The organism is Streptomyces sp. SAJ15 (genome assembly GCF_007595705.1).
In the GTDB taxonomy this organism is placed as follows: Bacteria; Actinomycetota; Actinomycetes; order Streptomycetales; family Streptomycetaceae; genus Streptomyces.
In genome coordinates this window covers 107,181-122,372 of record NZ_NISY01000015.1, presented here as the reverse complement: position 1 = coordinate 122,372, position 15,192 = coordinate 107,181, and the positions used below count along the sequence as shown (strand labels likewise).

At 73.8% G+C, this 15,192-nt stretch carries 11 protein-coding genes and 1 tRNA gene; 5 read left to right on the top strand and 7 right to left on the bottom strand.

Translation table 11 applies throughout. The annotated features are described in order from the left end of the window. Positions 1–3: 3 nt before the first annotated feature. The 4 genes from CD790_RS28970 to CD790_RS28955 form a co-directional block, all read right to left on the bottom strand. Complete coding sequence (locus tag CD790_RS28970; RefSeq protein WP_144386327.1) at positions 4–801, bottom strand: S16 family serine protease; 798 nt, start codon at positions 799–801, stop codon at positions 4–6. Between the two features lie 122 nt (positions 802–923). Beyond that, positions 924–1,577, bottom strand: coding sequence for an IclR family transcriptional regulator (locus tag CD790_RS28965; protein WP_144386326.1), 654 nt, complete (start codon positions 1,575–1,577; stop codon positions 924–926). 592 nt (positions 1,578–2,169) lie between these two features. Further along, positions 2,170–3,969, bottom strand: coding sequence for a DEAD/DEAH box helicase (locus CD790_RS28960; protein WP_144386325.1), 1,800 nt, complete (start codon positions 3,967–3,969; stop codon positions 2,170–2,172). A 76-nt stretch (positions 3,970–4,045) separates the two neighbouring features. Then, complete coding sequence (locus CD790_RS28955) at positions 4,046–5,551, bottom strand: MFS transporter (RefSeq protein WP_144386324.1); 1,506 nt, start codon at positions 5,549–5,551, stop codon at positions 4,046–4,048. 259 nt (positions 5,552–5,810) lie between these two features. Between CD790_RS28955 and CD790_RS28950 the strand changes: the two genes are divergently transcribed. Continuing rightward, positions 5,811–6,365: a hypothetical protein gene (locus tag CD790_RS28950; protein ID WP_144386323.1), complete on the top strand. Its 555-nt coding sequence runs from the start codon at positions 5,811–5,813 to the stop codon at positions 6,363–6,365. A 150-nt stretch (positions 6,366–6,515) separates the two neighbouring features. Here the strand turns inward: CD790_RS28950 and CD790_RS28945 are convergent, their stop codons facing one another. The 3 genes from CD790_RS28945 to CD790_RS28935 form a co-directional block, all read right to left on the bottom strand. Next, positions 6,516–7,577 carry a YeiH family protein gene (locus tag CD790_RS28945; RefSeq protein ID WP_144386322.1) on the bottom strand — a complete coding sequence of 354 codons (1,062 nt, stop codon included), beginning with the start codon at positions 7,575–7,577 and terminating at the stop codon, positions 6,516–6,518. Next, positions 7,577–8,149, bottom strand: a complete 573-nt coding sequence (locus tag CD790_RS28940) for a cysteine dioxygenase family protein (protein WP_144386321.1) — start codon at positions 8,147–8,149, stop codon at positions 7,577–7,579. Before CD790_RS28940 ends, CD790_RS28945 begins: the two co-directional genes overlap by 1 nt. Positions 8,150–8,259: 110 nt before the next feature. Beyond that, on the bottom strand, positions 8,260–9,165 hold the full coding sequence (locus CD790_RS28935) for a LysR family transcriptional regulator (protein ID WP_144386320.1): 906 nt from the start codon (positions 9,163–9,165) through the stop codon (positions 8,260–8,262). Between the two features lie 152 nt (positions 9,166–9,317). Between CD790_RS28935 and CD790_RS28930 the strand changes: the two genes are divergently transcribed. From CD790_RS28930 to CD790_RS28915, 4 genes are all read left to right on the top strand, one after another. After that, positions 9,318–10,202 carry an alpha/beta fold hydrolase gene (locus CD790_RS28930; RefSeq protein ID WP_144386319.1) on the top strand — a complete coding sequence of 295 codons (885 nt, stop codon included), beginning with the start codon at positions 9,318–9,320 and terminating at the stop codon, positions 10,200–10,202. 101 nt (positions 10,203–10,303) lie between these two features. Continuing rightward, positions 10,304–10,375 (top strand) — tRNA-Cys (locus CD790_RS28925). A 95-nt stretch (positions 10,376–10,470) separates the two neighbouring features. After that, positions 10,471–10,992 (top strand): GNAT family N-acetyltransferase, encoded by a 522-nt coding sequence (locus CD790_RS28920; protein ID WP_144386318.1) that lies wholly within the window; start codon positions 10,471–10,473, stop codon positions 10,990–10,992. Between the two features lie 105 nt (positions 10,993–11,097). Continuing rightward, positions 11,098–15,165 carry a non-ribosomal peptide synthetase gene (locus tag CD790_RS28915; RefSeq protein ID WP_144386317.1) on the top strand — a complete coding sequence of 1,356 codons (4,068 nt, stop codon included), beginning with the start codon at positions 11,098–11,100 and terminating at the stop codon, positions 15,163–15,165. Positions 15,166–15,192 lie beyond the last annotated feature (27 nt).

Genomic DNA, 15,192 nt, shown 5'->3' with positions numbered 1-15,192 from the left:
CGATCAGCAGCTCGGCACCTTCTGGCCGGAGGAGAGCGCGCGCAGCGAGGAGACCGCGTCCTTCAGTTCGGTCACCGGGATCAGCCGCAGCCCCTCGGGCAGCTCGGCCTCCGCGTCGGAGCACTCCTCCTTGGGCACCAGGAAGACCGTCGCGCCGTCCCGCTTCGCCGCCTGCGTCTTCAGCGGCACCCCGCCCACCGCGCCGACCGTGCCGTCGGCCTCGATGGTGCCGGTGCCGGCGATCGTCCGACCGCCGGTGAGATCGCCGCCACGGCCGTCGCCGTCCAGCTTCTCGATGATCCCGAGGGTGAACAGCAGCCCGGCGCTGGGCCCGCCGACGTCCGCCAGGCGGAGCGTGACGTCGATGTCCTCATCGGACCGGTGGAGGTAGCGCAGCGCCGCACGGACCGCCGTGTCCTGCGACTTCTTCATCTCCTTGGCGTTGTGGCGCTCGATCTCCTCGGTGGTGTCGCCGACCGGGTAGACCGAGTCGTGCGGCATCACCGCACGGTCGGTGTCGAACCAGCTGTCGACCAGGTCGTCCAGCCGGACGCTGGTGCCCGGGCCGGTCGCCACGATCGTGGTCATCCGCAGCTGACCGCTGCTCTTGCGGGTCTCCGCGCCGGAGATGGAGATCACCGGCTTGCCCTTGTCGGAGCCGAGGACGTTCACGGTGCTGCCGGGGTAGGCGATCGCGAAGGGCAGCGGTGCGAACGCGGCGGCCACGAGCAGGGCGACGACGGTCGTGGCGCAGATCACCAGGGTCCAGGCGCGGCGGGAGAGTGCGGGCACGGCGGGCATGAAGTGACCCTAGTTCACTTCTGGGATCACCGAGCGCCCGACCCGGTCCGCGCACCCCTGCCGCTCGGGGCGGAAGCGGCCGGGCGACGGCCCCGATCGCCCGCGCCGGCGATGGGGCACCGTCAACTCAGCGCCTCCGCCACCTCCCGGGCCGCGTCCACGACGCGCGGGCCGACCCGCTCCGGCACCGCGTCGGTGAGCATGACCACACCCACGCTGCCCTCGATGCCGGTGATGCCGAGCAGCGGGGCGGCCGCGCCGCTGGCGCCGGCCTCCAGCTCGCCGTGGGTGAGGGCGTATCCCGGATCGTAGGACTGCCCCTCCCGGACGGCGTTACGGGCCGCGAGGATCGCCCGCCCGGCGGCCCCGCGGTCCAGCGGGTGCCGGAAGCCGGCCCGGTAGGCCACGTGGTAGTCGGTCCAGGTGGGCTCCACCACGGCGACGGCCAGCGCCTCGCTGCCGTCGACGAGCGTGAGGTGGGCGGTGGCGCCGATGTCCTCGGCGAGCGCCCGCAACGCGGGCAGCGCCGCCTCCCGTACCAGGGGGTGGACCTGGCGTCCCAGCTGGAGCACCCCGAGTCCGACGCGCGCCCGCCCGCCGATGTCCCGGCGTACGAGTGCGTGTTGTTCCAGGGTGGCCAGCAGCCGGTAGACCACGGTGCGGTTGACGCCGAGCTTCGTCGAGAGCTCGGTGACGGTCAGCCCGTGGTCCGTGTCGGCGAGCAGTTTGAGGACGCGCAGTCCCCGGTCGAGTGTCTGAGAGGTCTCCGCGGTCACGACGCCCCTCCTCGGTGTGAGTGGCGACCCTCTCCCTGCGGATGCGCCCTCGGTCCCGGCGACGGCGCGCAGAAGAGCCGCCGGTCGTGTGTCCCACGCACCGGCTGCGCTCCGCGGCGGCGCTGCCACGGGGCGTGTGCGTTGCGCGGAACGGTAGCGAGCCGGTCCGCTTAGCGGAAGAGTCCGTCCAGAATCCGAGCAAGGGAGGCCACAACGGCGACCGTATTGCGTGACGTTTTATCCGATGATGTGGTGATACAGCCGGTCGCCGGGAGCGGTTCCATGGCAGCTTGATGAATCCACCTGAAACCCCTTGACGGCCCCTGCCCCGCCGCGACTGGGGCTCCGCCCCCCGCCGCAGCCAGGCCCATCCCGCCGCGACGGCGAACCATCGCGACGCCGGACCCCGGCGGTGCCCAACCCACCGCACCACCGGAGCACCCCGCGCCCCCGCGCCCCGGGGATCGACCTCCCCCATCCCGCCGCGACGGCGAACAACCACGACGCCGGAGCCCGGCGGTGCCGAACCCACCGCACCCCCGGTGGCTCCGCGAGCAGGCGGCTCACATCGAGAACGGCACAGCGCCCAGCGTCACCGCATGCGCGTCGCCCACTCCCGCACCTTCTTGATCCGTTCCCGGATCTGGCCCGCCGTGGCCTCCGCGCTGGGCGGGCCGCCGCAGACCCGGCGCAGCTCGGTGTGGATGACGCCGTGCGGCTTACCGCTCTGGTGGACATAGGCGCCGACCAGCGAGTTGAGCTCCTTGCGGAGCTCCAGGAGCTCCTTGTGGGTGACCACGGGGCGCCGGTCGGCGGGGAGTTCGATGAGGTCTGCCTCGCTGTCGGGCTTCCGACGGCTGTGCGCGATCTGCCGGGCCTGCCGCTTCTGGAGCAGCAGCTGCACCTGGTCGGGTTCGAGCAGGCCGGGGATGCCGAGGTAGTCCTGCTCCTCCTCGCTGCCGGGGTGGGCCTGCATGCCGAACTCGGCGCCGTCGAAGAGCACCCGGTCGAACACGGCGTCGGACTCCAGCGCCTCGAAGGGCAGCATGTCCTGCTCGCCGGTGTCCTCGTCCTGCTGCCGCTCGGCCTCCTGGAGGAGCTTCTCCTCCTCGGCGTAGATGTCCTCCTCCTCGCCGTCCTTCTTCGGCTTGTCCAGGACGTGGTCGCGCTCGACCTCCATCTCGTTGGCGAAGCCGAGCAGCATGGGGATGGTGGGCAGGAAGACCGAGGCGGTCTCGCCGCGCCGGCGGGAGCGCACGAAGCGGCCGACGGCCTGGGCGAAGAAGAGCGGGGTGGAGATCGTGGTGGCGTAGACGCCGACCGCCAGCCGGGGCACGTCGACGCCCTCGGACACCATGCGGACGGCGACCATCCAGCGGTCGTCGTTGTGGCTGAAGTCCTCGATGCGCTGCGAGGCGCCGGAGTCGTCGGAGAGCACGAGGGTGGCGCCCTGTCCGGTGATCTCGCGGATCAGCTTGGCGTACGCGCGCGCCGACTCCTGGTCGGTGGCGATGACCAGCGCGCCGGCGTCCGGGATCGCCTTGCGCACCTCGGTGAGCCGCTGGTCGGCGGCGCGCAGCACATTGGGCATCCAGTCGCCGCGCGGGTCCAGCGCGGTGCGCCACGCCTGGGAGACGGCGTCCTTGGTCATCGGCTCGCCGAGCCGCGCCGCGATCTCGTCGCCCGCCTTGGTGCGCCAGCGCATGTTGCCGCTGTAGCTGAGGAAGATCACCGGCCGGACCACGCCGTCGCCGAGCGCGTTGCCGTAGCCGTAGGTGTAGTCGGCGGCGGACCGTCGGATGCCGTCGTTGCCCTCTTCGTAGGTGACGAAGGGGATGGGGTTGGTGTCGGACCGGAAGGGGGTGCCGGTCAGCGCCAGCCGGCGGGTGGCCGGGTCGAACGCCTCCAGGCACGCCTCGCCCCAGGACTTGGAGTCGCCGGCGTGGTGGATCTCGTCCAGGATGACCAGCGTCTTGCGCTGCTCGCAGCGGTTGCGGTGCAGCATGGGGCGGACGCCGACGCCGGCGTAGGTGACGGCCACGCCGTGGTACTCGCGGCCCAACGGGCCCGCGCTGTACTCCGGGTCCAGCTTGATGCCCACCCGAGCGGCCGCCTCGGCCCACTGCTTCTTCAGGTGCTCGGTGGGCGCGACCACGGTCACCTGCTGCACCACGTGGTGGTGCAGCAGCCAGGAGGCGAGGGTGAGCGCGAAGGTGGTCTTGCCGGCGCCGGGGGTGGCGACCGCGAGGAAGTCGCGCGGCTGGGTCTGGATGTACTTCTCCATCGCCCCCTGCTGCCAGGCACGCAGCTTGTTCGCGGTGCCCCAGGGGGCGCGGCCCGGGAAGGCCGGTGAGAGGTGATGGCTGTGGCTTGAGGCGGCGGTGGTAGTCACGGTCTCCGTCGGGCTGGTCGGGGCTCGGGATCGGCAACCGCGTCAGCCTACCTGGGCCCCGGTTCACGCCTCGGGGTTATCGCGGGGCGCCACCCACGGGTGGGATTGAGCTCACATCGTCGGCCGTCGCGTGCCCCGTGGTCGCCTGGGGGCGCAGCCGGGTGGTGACCAGGGCGCCGACCAGCGCGACCGTCGCCATGGCCACGTAGACGGCGACGAACGCGGCCGGATGCGAGCCGCCGGTCGCCGCCGCCGCGCCGGCGTGGCCGCCCTCGGCCGCCACCGAGCCGCCGCCGAAGGAGACGAAGAGCACGCCGCCGAGACCGAGCAGGACGATGTTGCCGAGGGCGTCGGAGACCTGGAGGGAGGCGGAGTTGCCGCCCTCCTCGCCCGGGCGGGACAGCTTCAGCAGCAGCACGCTGGCGCTGGAGACCGCGAGCCCCATGCCGTATCCGCCGATCACCCAGGCCACGGCGACGATCCACACCGGCACGGGCTCCAGCAGGGCCAGCGGGGCCATCCCGAGCGCGAGGGCGATCAGCAGCATGCCGAGACCCATCAGCCGCTCCCGGTGGGGTTCCAGCCGCGGCCGGCTCTGGGTGTAGGAGCCCAGCGTCCAGCTCAGCCCGCCGCCGGTGAGGGAGAGTCCGGCCAGGGTCGCCGACAGCCCGCGCTCGCTGACCAGCATCAGCGGTACGAAGCTCTCCGCGCCCAGGAACGCGCCGGCCGCGATGCCGCGCAGCAGGATGACGGAGGGCAGGCCGCGCGCCGCGCGGAAGGTGCCGGTCGGCAGCAGCCGCAGCACGCACGGGACGAGCAGCGCGAGCCCGGCCACGGCGGGCGCCAGCGAGACCCAGCCGAGGTCCTGGGCGGCGTACTGGAGCAGCCCGGCGCCGGCCGCGACGCCCAGGGCGAGCAGGATCCGCCGGCGGTCCATGGCCGGGGTGAGGTCGCCCGTCGGGAGCGCCCGCAGGGCGGGGAGCATGACGGACAGCGGGAGCAGCACCAGCACCGGGATGGCGAGGAAGACCCAGCGCCAGCCGAGCTGCTCGGTGACCGTGCCCGCGGCCAGCGGGCCGACGATGACCGGCAGCACCCAGGCGGCGGAGAAGGCGGCCAGCACGGCGGGCCGCAGCCGCTCCGGATAGGCCCGGCCGACCACCACGTACAGCGCGACGATCACCAGTCCGCCGCCGACGCCCTGGACCGCGCGCCCGCCGACGAACATCCACATCCGCTGCGCCGAGCCGGAGATCAGCAGTCCGGCGCAGAAGCCCGCGATGCCGGTGAAGAGCGGCACCAGCGGGCCGCGCCGGTCGCACCACTCGCCGGACAGGACCATCGCGAAGAGGCTCGCGGTGAAGTAGCCGGAGAAGGCGTAGGCGTAGAGCTCCACCCCGTCCAGGGCGTGCGCCGCGACCGGCATGGCGGTGTTGACGGCGCTCGCCTCGAAGGCGACGAGCGAGACCACGGAGATGATGCCGAGGGTCAGGGCACGGTAGCGGCGGCTGAGCACGGTGTCGCCGTCCACCGTGGCCGAGGGGGACGCGGTGTCGGCGCCGCGCGGGTCGAGGGTGGTCATCGCGCCAGCGTAGGAAGGGCCGTCCGGTCTGCCACCTGTCTCGGGGCGGAGATCGAATCGTCCTTCGGTCCTAGGTGTCCGGACGGTCCCGCCTGTGTCATGAACCGGCTACGACATGGCCGCCATGATCGAAGCGACGCCGACGTCGCCATGAACATGCCTTACGATTCCCGCCGGGCCAGGTGATTGATCTTGAAATTACCCGGCTCCCGGAACCACATGATCACCATTTTTTTTCTCACCTGACGGGGGATCCGATATGAAGCCGACTCGACGCCTCATCAGCAGTCTCGTGCTCGTCGCCGCGCTCGGCGGCGCGGCCGCCTGTGGGCCGGAGGACGACACCGCGGGCGGTTCCACCGGCGGCTCCGCCTCCCAGCCGGCGAAGGACCAGAAGGACCAGAAGGCCGACGAGGGCCAGGGCAAGGGCACCGAGGAAGAGGGCCCCGGCGACTGCGGGGAGCCGCCGACGCTGCCGGCCGGCCACAAGATGGTCGAGATCGCCGTGCCCCCGTCGAAGGGCTCGCTGTCCGCCAAGGACGCCGCGCCGGAGTGCACGCCGAACGACTTCATCTACCACGGCAAGGGCAAGGCCAACTACTACCTGTTCGCGCCGGAGACGAACGCGGAGCTGGCCACCGGGTCCGGCACCACCAAGGTGGTCCCCCCGGGCGAGCTGTGGTCGCACGCCGCCGACTGCATGACCAACCCCAGCGCCGTGAAGGCGCCGTACTCCTGCTCCGGGAACATCTACGACATCCACCTGGACGGCGAGGGCAAGATCGACTCCATCAAGGAGATCTGGCACCCGTAAGCCCGGCCGGCCCGGCCGGGTCCACCGGCCGGGCCGACGCCGCGCGGGAAGCAGGGCGGGGCGGGCACCCGCCGGCCGAGTACCGGCGCGCGAAGACGGGCGGGGCCGGGCACCCCGCCGCCGCGGTGGACCGCCTCGCCCCGCGGCGGCTCAGGCGGTGAGCAGCACGCCGCCGTAGCTCGCCCCCGCGACCACCAGCCAGGCGCACAGCCCCAGCCCCGCCACCCGCGCCCCGGTACGGGTGAGCGAGGGCAGGTGCACCGCGCTGCCGAGGCCGAACAGGGCGGCGGCGAGCAGCAGTTCCTGGGCGGTCCCCGTCAGGTCCAGGGCGGTGGTGGAGAGCAGGCCGGTACTGCGCACACCCACCATGGCCAGGAAGCCGAGGACGAAGAGCGGGACCAGCGGCGGGCGCCGGGTGGACCGGGCGCCCTCGACGGCCGAGGCCGCGCGGCGGTTGCGCGCCGCCACCGCCACCGCCGCCACCAGCGGGGCCAGCAGCGCCACCCGCATCAGCTTCACCAGGACCGCCTCGCTCAGCGCGGCGCCGCCGGCGGTCTGCGCGGTGGCGACGACCTGCCCCACGTCGTGCACGCTCGCCCCGGCCCAGCGGCCGAACTGGGCGTCGCTCAGCCCCAGCGGGTGCTGGAGCAGCGGCAGCACGGCGATGGCGAGGGTGCCGCACAGCGTCACCAGCGCCACCGAGGTGGCGATGTCCCGCTCCTCGCTCTCGGACACCTCGCTGACCGCGCCGATCGCGGAGGCCCCGCAGATCGAGTAGCCGGTGGCGATCAACAGCGGCTGGTCGCCGGGCAGGCCCATCCGCCGGCCCAGCCACCAGGTGCCGCCGAAGGTGGCCGCGACCACGCCGAAGACCATGGCCACCGTCGCCCAGCCGAGCCCGAGCACGTCGTCCAGGCTGAGCTTGAGCCCCAGCAGCACCACGCCGAGCCGCATCAGCCGCTTGCCGGCGTAGGAGAGACCGGGCCGCCCCGCGCCGCGGACGAGCGCGCGCGCACCCGGCAGATGGGCCGCGGTGATGCCCAGCACCACGGCGGCGGTGAGCATCGGCACACCCGGCAGCAGCCGGTGCGTCCCCCAGGCGGCGGCGACGCCGAGCGCGGCGCAGAGCAGGCCCGGGACCTTGCCCGGCGATCTGGGCCGCTCCGCCGCCGCGGGTGCGGCCGCGCCGGGCCGCTCCCGGAGCAGCGCCATTACCGTGCGTCCCGGTCGTCGGTCGGGAGGTGGTAGACGCGGCGCACGCTGGAGCCCAGGCGGGAGATGTCCGCGCCGTAGATGTGGAGGGACAGCGCCGTGCCCTCGCAGGCGTTCCACACCCGGTGGATATCGCCCGGCGGCGCGAAACCGCAGACCGCGCCCTGCGGGTTGACCACCCGCTCGGTGGCGATCAGCCGGGAGCTGGCGCCGTCGGAGACCAGGCGGTAGCGCTGCTCGCTCTCCTGACCCTCGTGGACGCCGGTCACGCACCAGGAGACGTGGTCGTGGATGGAGGTGCGCTGCCCCGGCAGCCACACCAGCGCGACGATGGAGAAGCTCCCGTCGTGCTCGGCGTGCAGCACGTGCTGGCGGTAGCGCTCGGGGTCGCCCTCGCGCTGCTCGGCGGTGAGCAGGTCGGGGGCGCCCAGGTGCGGGGCGAGCCGCTCACCGACCAGGTAGGCCGTGAGGTCGGGCGGCAGCCCGCGGTCGACGGTGGCGCGCACCTCGCGGACGAGCGAGTCGAGTCGAGGTGTCGTCACGGCGGGCCGGAAGTCGGTCGGAGCGGTCATACGGGCAGCGTGCTGCCGACTGATCCATCAGGTCCAACGACGGTTTCTTAGCCAGAACCCAACGACAGCTTATGGATCGACCCCCGGTGATCCGGTGGGCGCCCGGAGGATCAGCAGCCGACCCTGCGCGCCGCCACCGCCTGGAGCTCCTCCAGCACCAGCGCGGTGGCGGGGATGCGCAGATGCTCGCGGAGGACGTACGCGGAGACCTGGCGGCGCGAGGCCGGCTCCAGGACCCGTCCGGTGACCTTGCGGTGGCACAGGAAGGACAGCACGAGCCCCGGCATCATCGCCACCCCCAGGCCCTCCGCGACCAGGCTCTGCACCACCAGGTTGTCGTCCGTGGTGAAGGCGATGTCCGGGGCGAAGCCCTGCTCGGCGCACTCGTGCAGGAAGTTGGCGCGGCAGCGCAGACAGCCGGCGATCCAGCGCTCCTCGGCCAGGTCGGCGAGCTTGACCGCGCGGCGCCGGGCGAGCGGATGGCCGGTGGGCATCAGCACCGTGAGCTCGTCCTCCAGCAGCCGGATCTCCGCCACCTCCTCCGGGACCTGCTCATGCAGGCCGGGGTAGGTGAAGGCCAGGGTGATGTCACACTCGCCGCGCACCAACCGCCCCAGCGACTCCGGCGGCTCGTACTCCTGCAGCTCCACCTGCACCCCGGGGTGGCCGGCGGTGATCCGGGCCAGCGCCTCGGGGATGAGGGTGGCGCTCGCGCTGGGGAAGGCGCAGACCCGCACCCGGCCGGCGCGCAGTCGGGTGATGGCCTTCATCTGCTGCTGGGCGGCGGAGAGCGAGTCCAGGATGGTGCCCGCGTGCCGGGCCAGCGCCTCCCCCGCCTCGGTCAGCCGCATCCGCCGCCCGACGCGGGTGAACAGCGGGGTGCCCACCGCGCGTTCCAACGCCTTCATCTGCTGGGTGATCGCCGGCTGCGTATAGCCGAGGGAGCGGGCGGCCGCCGAGTAGGAGCCGGCCCGCACCACTTCGTGGAAGGTCTTGATGTGCCGGGAATCGAACACCCCTGAATGATAAGCAGAAGTTGGGGTAGGGAACCCGTCCTCCATGTGCCGCTTTGAGAACAGGAGCCTCAGCCGCCCCAGGAATCCGCCCACCGGACCCCATCGGCCATCGATCAGGAATAGATCGGGCGAAGAACAGGCAAGCTGAACCAATGCCGCACTACACCTACACCTCCTACGACGGCGCCGAGCTGTCCTACACCCTTCTGCCCGCGCGCGGCGACGGCACGCCGCGGCGCGCCCGACCGCCGCTGGTGTGCCTGGCCGGCGGCCCCGGCCGGGACGCCGCCTACCTGGGCGACCTCGGCGGCATGGACACCGCCCGCGACCTGGTCATCCCCGACAGCCGGGGCACCGGCGCCTCCCCGCCCGCCTCCCGCCCCGCCGCCTACGCCTTCCCCCGGCTGGCCGAGGACCTCGAATCGCTCCGCGACGCCCTGGGCCTGGAGCGCTTCGCCCTGCTCGCCCACGACGCGGGGGCCGCCGTCGCCCAGGCGTACGCCGCCGCCCACCCGGGTCGACTCACCCATCTGGTGCTGGTCTGCCCCGGCTCCCGGCTCCAGGGCGAACTCCCCGGCGACGCCCGAGAGATCTTCGAGTCCCGTGCCGACGAGCCGTGGTGGCCCGACGCCTACATCGCCGCCCAGCAGCTGACCGAGGCCCATGACACGGGCGAGATCCGCGCCCTGCTGTTCCGCGCGGCCCCCATGGCCTACGGCCGCTGGGAGGAGCCCCAGCGCGCCCACGCCGCCGCCGAGGGCGCCCAGTTGGGCCCGGTGCCCCGCGCCGGCTTCTGGCAGGGCGTCGACGAGCCCACCCGCCGCGCCCTGCTCGTCGGACTGCGCGAGGTGACCTGTCCGGTCCTGGTCGTCACCGGCGACCGCGACGCCGTCACCGGGACGCGCGCCGGCGAACTCGTCGCCGCCTCCTTCCCGCACGCCCGCGTCCGCACGCTGCACCAGGTCGGCCACTACCCCTGGGTCGACGCACCGGAGCTGTTCCGGCCCGTCGTGGAGGACTTCCTCACCCGGCCGTGACGGCGCATGAACGAGCTGTTGCGGTCCTGTGTCGGGGCGGCCCGAACCGTTGAACCGCCCTCGGCCCCGCTCCTATCGTCGAGACCGCGACGCCACACCCCGGCCGTGTGCCCGAGTGGTTGAGGGGCCAGCCTGCAAAGCTGGTGACGCCGGTTCGATTCCGGTCACGGCCTCGCGCGAACGCCGGCCGCGGCCGCCCTCCTCGACGGGGCGGCCGCGGCCGGCGCGAACGCGTCCGCTGTCAGACCTCCCTCGTACCGTGGGCCGCATGGCTGACCACACGGACACGTCGCGGGTGCGGATCGAGCCCTGGGCGGAGGGGGACCTGGACCTGCTGCGGGCGCTGAACGCGCCCGCGGCGATGGTGCATCTGGGCGGCCCGGAGAGCGAGGAGAAGCTCGTCGAGCGGCATGCGCGCTATCTGGCGCTGCCCGGGACCGGGACGGGCCGGATGTACCGGGTCACGCTCCGGCCGGAGGGGACGGCGGTGGGCTGCCTGGGCTTCTGGGAACGGAGCTGGCGCGGGGAGACGGTGTACGAGACGGGCTGGAGCGTGCTGCCGGGGCACCAGGGCCGCGGCATCGCGGCGGCGGCCGCGGCGGCGGTGATATCCGCCGCCCGCGCCGAGCGGCGCCACCGGCACCTGCACGCCTTCCCCTCGGTGGGGAACGCCGCCTCCAACGCCGTCTGTCTCAAGGCGGGTTTCACCCTGCTCGGCGGGTGCGAGCTCGAGTATCCCCCCGGGCACATCATGCGCTGTCACGACTGGCGGATCGACATCTCCTCATAGCTCGCCCACAGGGCGATTCTTTTCGGGGGCGTCGTTCGTTCTGCCATTACACCGAGCTTTTCCTCTGAGCTCCCCCGGTGTTCCGCCGATACCCCCTGGGGGGAAGTGTTGCAGTTCGACCCGCACCACGTCCCGGGCTCCCGACTGCCGTTGTCGACCGGTCAGAGCGAGATCTGGCTCAGCGAACAGCTGGATCCGGAGAGCACCACGTTCCGGATCGGCGAGTACCTCGAGATCCACGGCCCGGTGGACGCGGAGATATTCGAAGAGGCGCTGCGCCAGGCCGTGGCCGAGGCCGAGCCGTTCAACGTGCGCTTCGGCTCGGAGGGCGGTGTGCCCTGGCAGGTGGTGGAGCCGCACCCGGCCACCGCGTGGCGGCTGCCGGTGCTCGACGTGGCCGACGCCCCCGATCCCCGGGCGGCGGCCGAGCGGTGGATGCGCGCCGATCTGGCGCGGACCATGGACCTGGGGCGTGAACCGCTGTTCTCGTACGCCCTGTTCCAGCTCGGGCCCCAGCGGTTCGCCTGGTACCAGAGCTACCACCACATCGTGACGGACGCGGCGGGCGGCGCCCTGGTCGCCCGGCGGGTGGCCGAACTGTACTCGGCGAAGGCGGCGGGGCGGCCGGCCGGCCCCTCGACGTTCACGCCGTTGGCGGTGCTGCTCGAACGGGACGCGGAGTACCGGGAGTCGGCGGACTTCGCCGCCGACCGCGCCTACTGGGCGGAGCGCTTCGCGGACTACCCGGAGCCGCCCCGCCTCGCCGGGCGGCGGGCCACCGTCTTCGCGCAGCCGCTGCGCGAGACGACGCTGCTGTCCGAGGCGGAGGCGGCCCGGCTGCGCGCCGCCGCCCGGGCCTGCGGCACCCACTGGTCGGCGATGATGATGGCCATCACGGCCGGTTATCTCCACCGCATGACCGGCACCTCGGACATCGTGCTCAGCCTGCCGGTCGCCGCCCGCACCGACCCCGCGCTGCGCGCGGCCCCCGGGATGCTGGCCAACATCGTTCCGCTGCGCCTGACGGTCGCTCCCCGGTTGCGGGTCCGGGAGTTCGTGCGACGGGTGTCCCGCGAGGTCCGCACCGCCCTGCGGCACCAGCGCTACCGCCGGATCGACCTGGCCCGCGACCTCCAACTGCCCGACGGCGGCCGGGGGCTGCTCGGACCGCACGTCAACGTCATGTCCTTCGGCTACGACTTCGACTTCGCCGGGCACGACGTCACCGCCCACAACCTCTCCAACGGACTGATCGAAGACCTGTCGATCATGGCCTACGACCGGTCCGACGGGCAGGGCATGCGGATCGACCTGAACGCCAACGGCCATCTGTACGGCGCGGCCGACCTCGCCGCCCACCGTCGACGGTTCCTGCGGCTGCTGCACGCCTTCGCGGACGCCGCCGACACCGACCGCGCGATCGGCTCGGTGGAGCTGCTCGACGAGACCGAGCGGCACCGGGCGGTGCGGGCGGGGAACGACACCGCGCGCGAGGTGCCGCGCACCACGCTGCCGGAGCTGCTGGCGGCGCGGGCCCGCCGCACGCCGCGGCGGACCGCGCTGGTCTTCGGGTCCGCCCGGCTCGACTACGCCGAGTTGGACACCGCCGCCGAGCGTCTCGCCCGCCGGCTGGTGGCGCGCGGCGCCGGGCCCGAGCGCACCGTGGCCGTCGCGCTGCCCCGCTCCGCCGACCTCGTCGTCGCCCTGCTGGCCGTCCTCAAGTCGGGCGCCGCCTATCTCCCGCTCGACCTGGACCACCCGGCCGAGCGGCTGCGACTGACCCTGGAGGACGCGGCCCCCACCCTGGTCCTCACCCGCGCGGACGCCGCGGCCGCGCTGCCGCTCTCCGGGAGCGGCGTGCCGCGGCTGCTGCTGGACGCCCCCGAACCGCGGACCGCCCGGCCGGCGCTCCCCCGTCCCCGCGCCGGCGCGGCCCGCGGGCCGCTCCCGGCGCCCCTTCCGGAGAACCCCGCGTACGTCATCTACACCTCGGGCTCCACCGGCCGCCCCAAGGGCGTGTCCGTGTCCCACCGGGCCATCGTCAACCGGCTGTCGTGGATGCAGGAGACCTACCGGCTGGGCCCCGAGGACCGGGTGCTGCAGAAGACGCCGGCCGGCTTCGACGTCTCCGTGTGGGAGTTCTTCTGGCCGCTGCTGACCGGCGCCACCCTGGTGGTGGCCCGGCCCGGCGGCCACCAGGACCCGGCGTACCTGGCGCGCCTGATCCGCCAACAGCGCGTCACCACGCTGCACTTCGTGCCGTCGATGCTCCAGGCGTTCCTGGACGAGCCGGCGACCGCGCGGTGCGGCGCCGGGCTGCGCCGGGTGGTGTGCAGCGGCGAGGCGCTGCCGCGCGAGACGGTGGACCGGTTCCACGCGCTGCTGCCGGGGGTGGCGCTGCACAACCTGTACGGGCCCACCGAGGCCGCGGTGGACGTCACGTACCACCCGTGCGAGCCGGGGGCCGCCGGCCCGGTGCCGATCGGCCGGCCGGTGTGGAACACCCGGGTGTACGTGCTGGACTGCGCCCTCCGGCCGTGCCCGCCCGGCACCCCGGGCGAGCTCTACCTGGCCGGCGCGCAGCTGGCCCGCGGCTATCTGCACCGGCCGGCGCTCACCGCCGAGCGCTTCACCGCCGACCCGTACGGGCCGCTCTTCGGCGAGCCCGGCGCCCGGATGTACCGCACCGGCGATCTGGCCCGGCTGCTGCCGGACGGCGCGGTGGAGTACCTCGGCCGCACCGACGACCAGGTCAAGCTGCGGGGCGTGCGCATCGAGCTGGGCGAGGTGGAGGCGGCGCTGCGGGCGCTGCCGGGGGTGGCGCAGGCGGCGGCCGTGGTCCGTGAGGACACCCCGGGCGACCGGCGGCTGGTCGGCTATCTGGTCCCCGGGCCGGGCGCCCCACCGGAGCCGGCCGCCGCCCGGGAGGCGCTGGACCGCACGCTGCCCGCGCCCATGGTGCCCGCCGCCCTGGTGGTGCTCGACGCGCTGCCGCTGAGCGTCAACGGCAAGCTGGACCGTCGGGCCCTGCCCGCGCCCGCCTTCGAGGCGGCCGCCTCCGGCCGCGCGCCGCGCACGCCCCGGGAGGAGCTGCTGTGCGGGCTCTTCGGCGAGGTCCTCGGCGTCCCCGGTGTCACCATCGACGACGACTTCTTCCACCTCGGCGGGCACTCCCTGCTGGCCTCCCGGCTGGTCAGCCGGATCGGCGCGGAGCTGGGCGTGGAGCTGTCGATCCGGGCGCTGCTCGACGCGCCGACGGTGGCGGAGTTGGTGGGGCGGCTGCACGAGGCGGCCGGCGGGTCGGCGTCCGATCGGGGCCACGGGCTCGACCCTCTGCTGCCGCTGCGCGCGCGGGGCGGCCGCCCCCCGCTGTTCTGCGTGCACCCCGGCGGCGGGCTCGGCTGGGCGTACGCCAAGCTGCTCCGTCACCTGGGCCCGGAGCAGCCGGTCTACACGCTCCAGGCGCGGGCGCTGAGCTCACCGGAGGCGGTGCCCCCGGCGAGCGTGGCGGAGATGGCCGAGGACTATGTGGCCCAGCTGCGCGCGGTGCGCCCGGACGGCCCGTACCACCTGCTGGGCTGGTCCTTCGGTGGGCTGGTCGCGCACGCCATGGCCACCCGGCTCCAGGAGGACGGCGCGGAGGTCGGCCTGCTGGCCGTCCTCGACGCCTACCCCGACAACTGGCGGACCTTCGACGACCTGCCGGAGCTGAGCACCCGGCAGTGGCTGGGGGTGCTGCTGGACGACATCGGGGGTCGCGACATCACCGCGCTGCGGCCGGACGGAGGCGAGCTGGACGCCGAGGCGCTGGCGGCGGAGCTGAGCCGGAAGACCGGGCTGCCCGCGCGGCTGCTGGCCGGCAGGACCAGCTTCCCGCTGCTGGACATCCTGCGCAACGACATGGAGCTGATGCGGAAGTTCACCCCGGACCGGTTCCGCGGCGACCTGCTGCTGTTCACCGCCGAGGAGCGGGTCCGCGGCTACCGGCGCGACCCGGCCCATGTGCCGGAGGCGTGGCAGGAGTACACCGACGGCGCGCTGACGGTACATCACGTCCGCGCGCAGCACTACGAGATGTTGCGCGAGGAGCATCTGCGCGGCTACGCCCCGCTGCTGGCCCGGGCCTTGCGCGCGGCGCAGGCGGGGTCGCTGGAGGTCACGCCGGCCGGCTGAGCGGCGAAGGACGCGGCGAGGGGGTGC

What these genes read in the sequence shown, in the direction of transcription:
- CD790_RS28970 (WP_144386327.1), bottom strand. Translation starts at nt 801, where the DNA reads ATGCCCGCCGTGCCCGCACTCTCCCGCCGCGCCTGGACCCTGGTGATC.
- CD790_RS28955 (WP_144386324.1), bottom strand. Translation starts at nt 5,551, where the DNA reads ATGACCACCCTCGACCCGCGCGGCGCCGACACCGCGTCCCCCTCGGCC.
- CD790_RS28950 (WP_144386323.1), top strand. Translation starts at nt 5,811, where the DNA reads ATGAAGCCGACTCGACGCCTCATCAGCAGTCTCGTGCTCGTCGCCGCG.
- CD790_RS28945 (WP_144386322.1), bottom strand. Translation starts at nt 7,577, where the DNA reads ATGGCGCTGCTCCGGGAGCGGCCCGGCGCGGCCGCACCCGCGGCGGCG.
- CD790_RS28940 (WP_144386321.1), bottom strand. Translation starts at nt 8,149, where the DNA reads ATGACCGCTCCGACCGACTTCCGGCCCGCCGTGACGACACCTCGACTC.
- CD790_RS28930 (WP_144386319.1), top strand. Translation starts at nt 9,318, where the DNA reads ATGCCGCACTACACCTACACCTCCTACGACGGCGCCGAGCTGTCCTAC.
- CD790_RS28920 (WP_144386318.1), top strand. Translation starts at nt 10,471, where the DNA reads ATGGCTGACCACACGGACACGTCGCGGGTGCGGATCGAGCCCTGGGCG.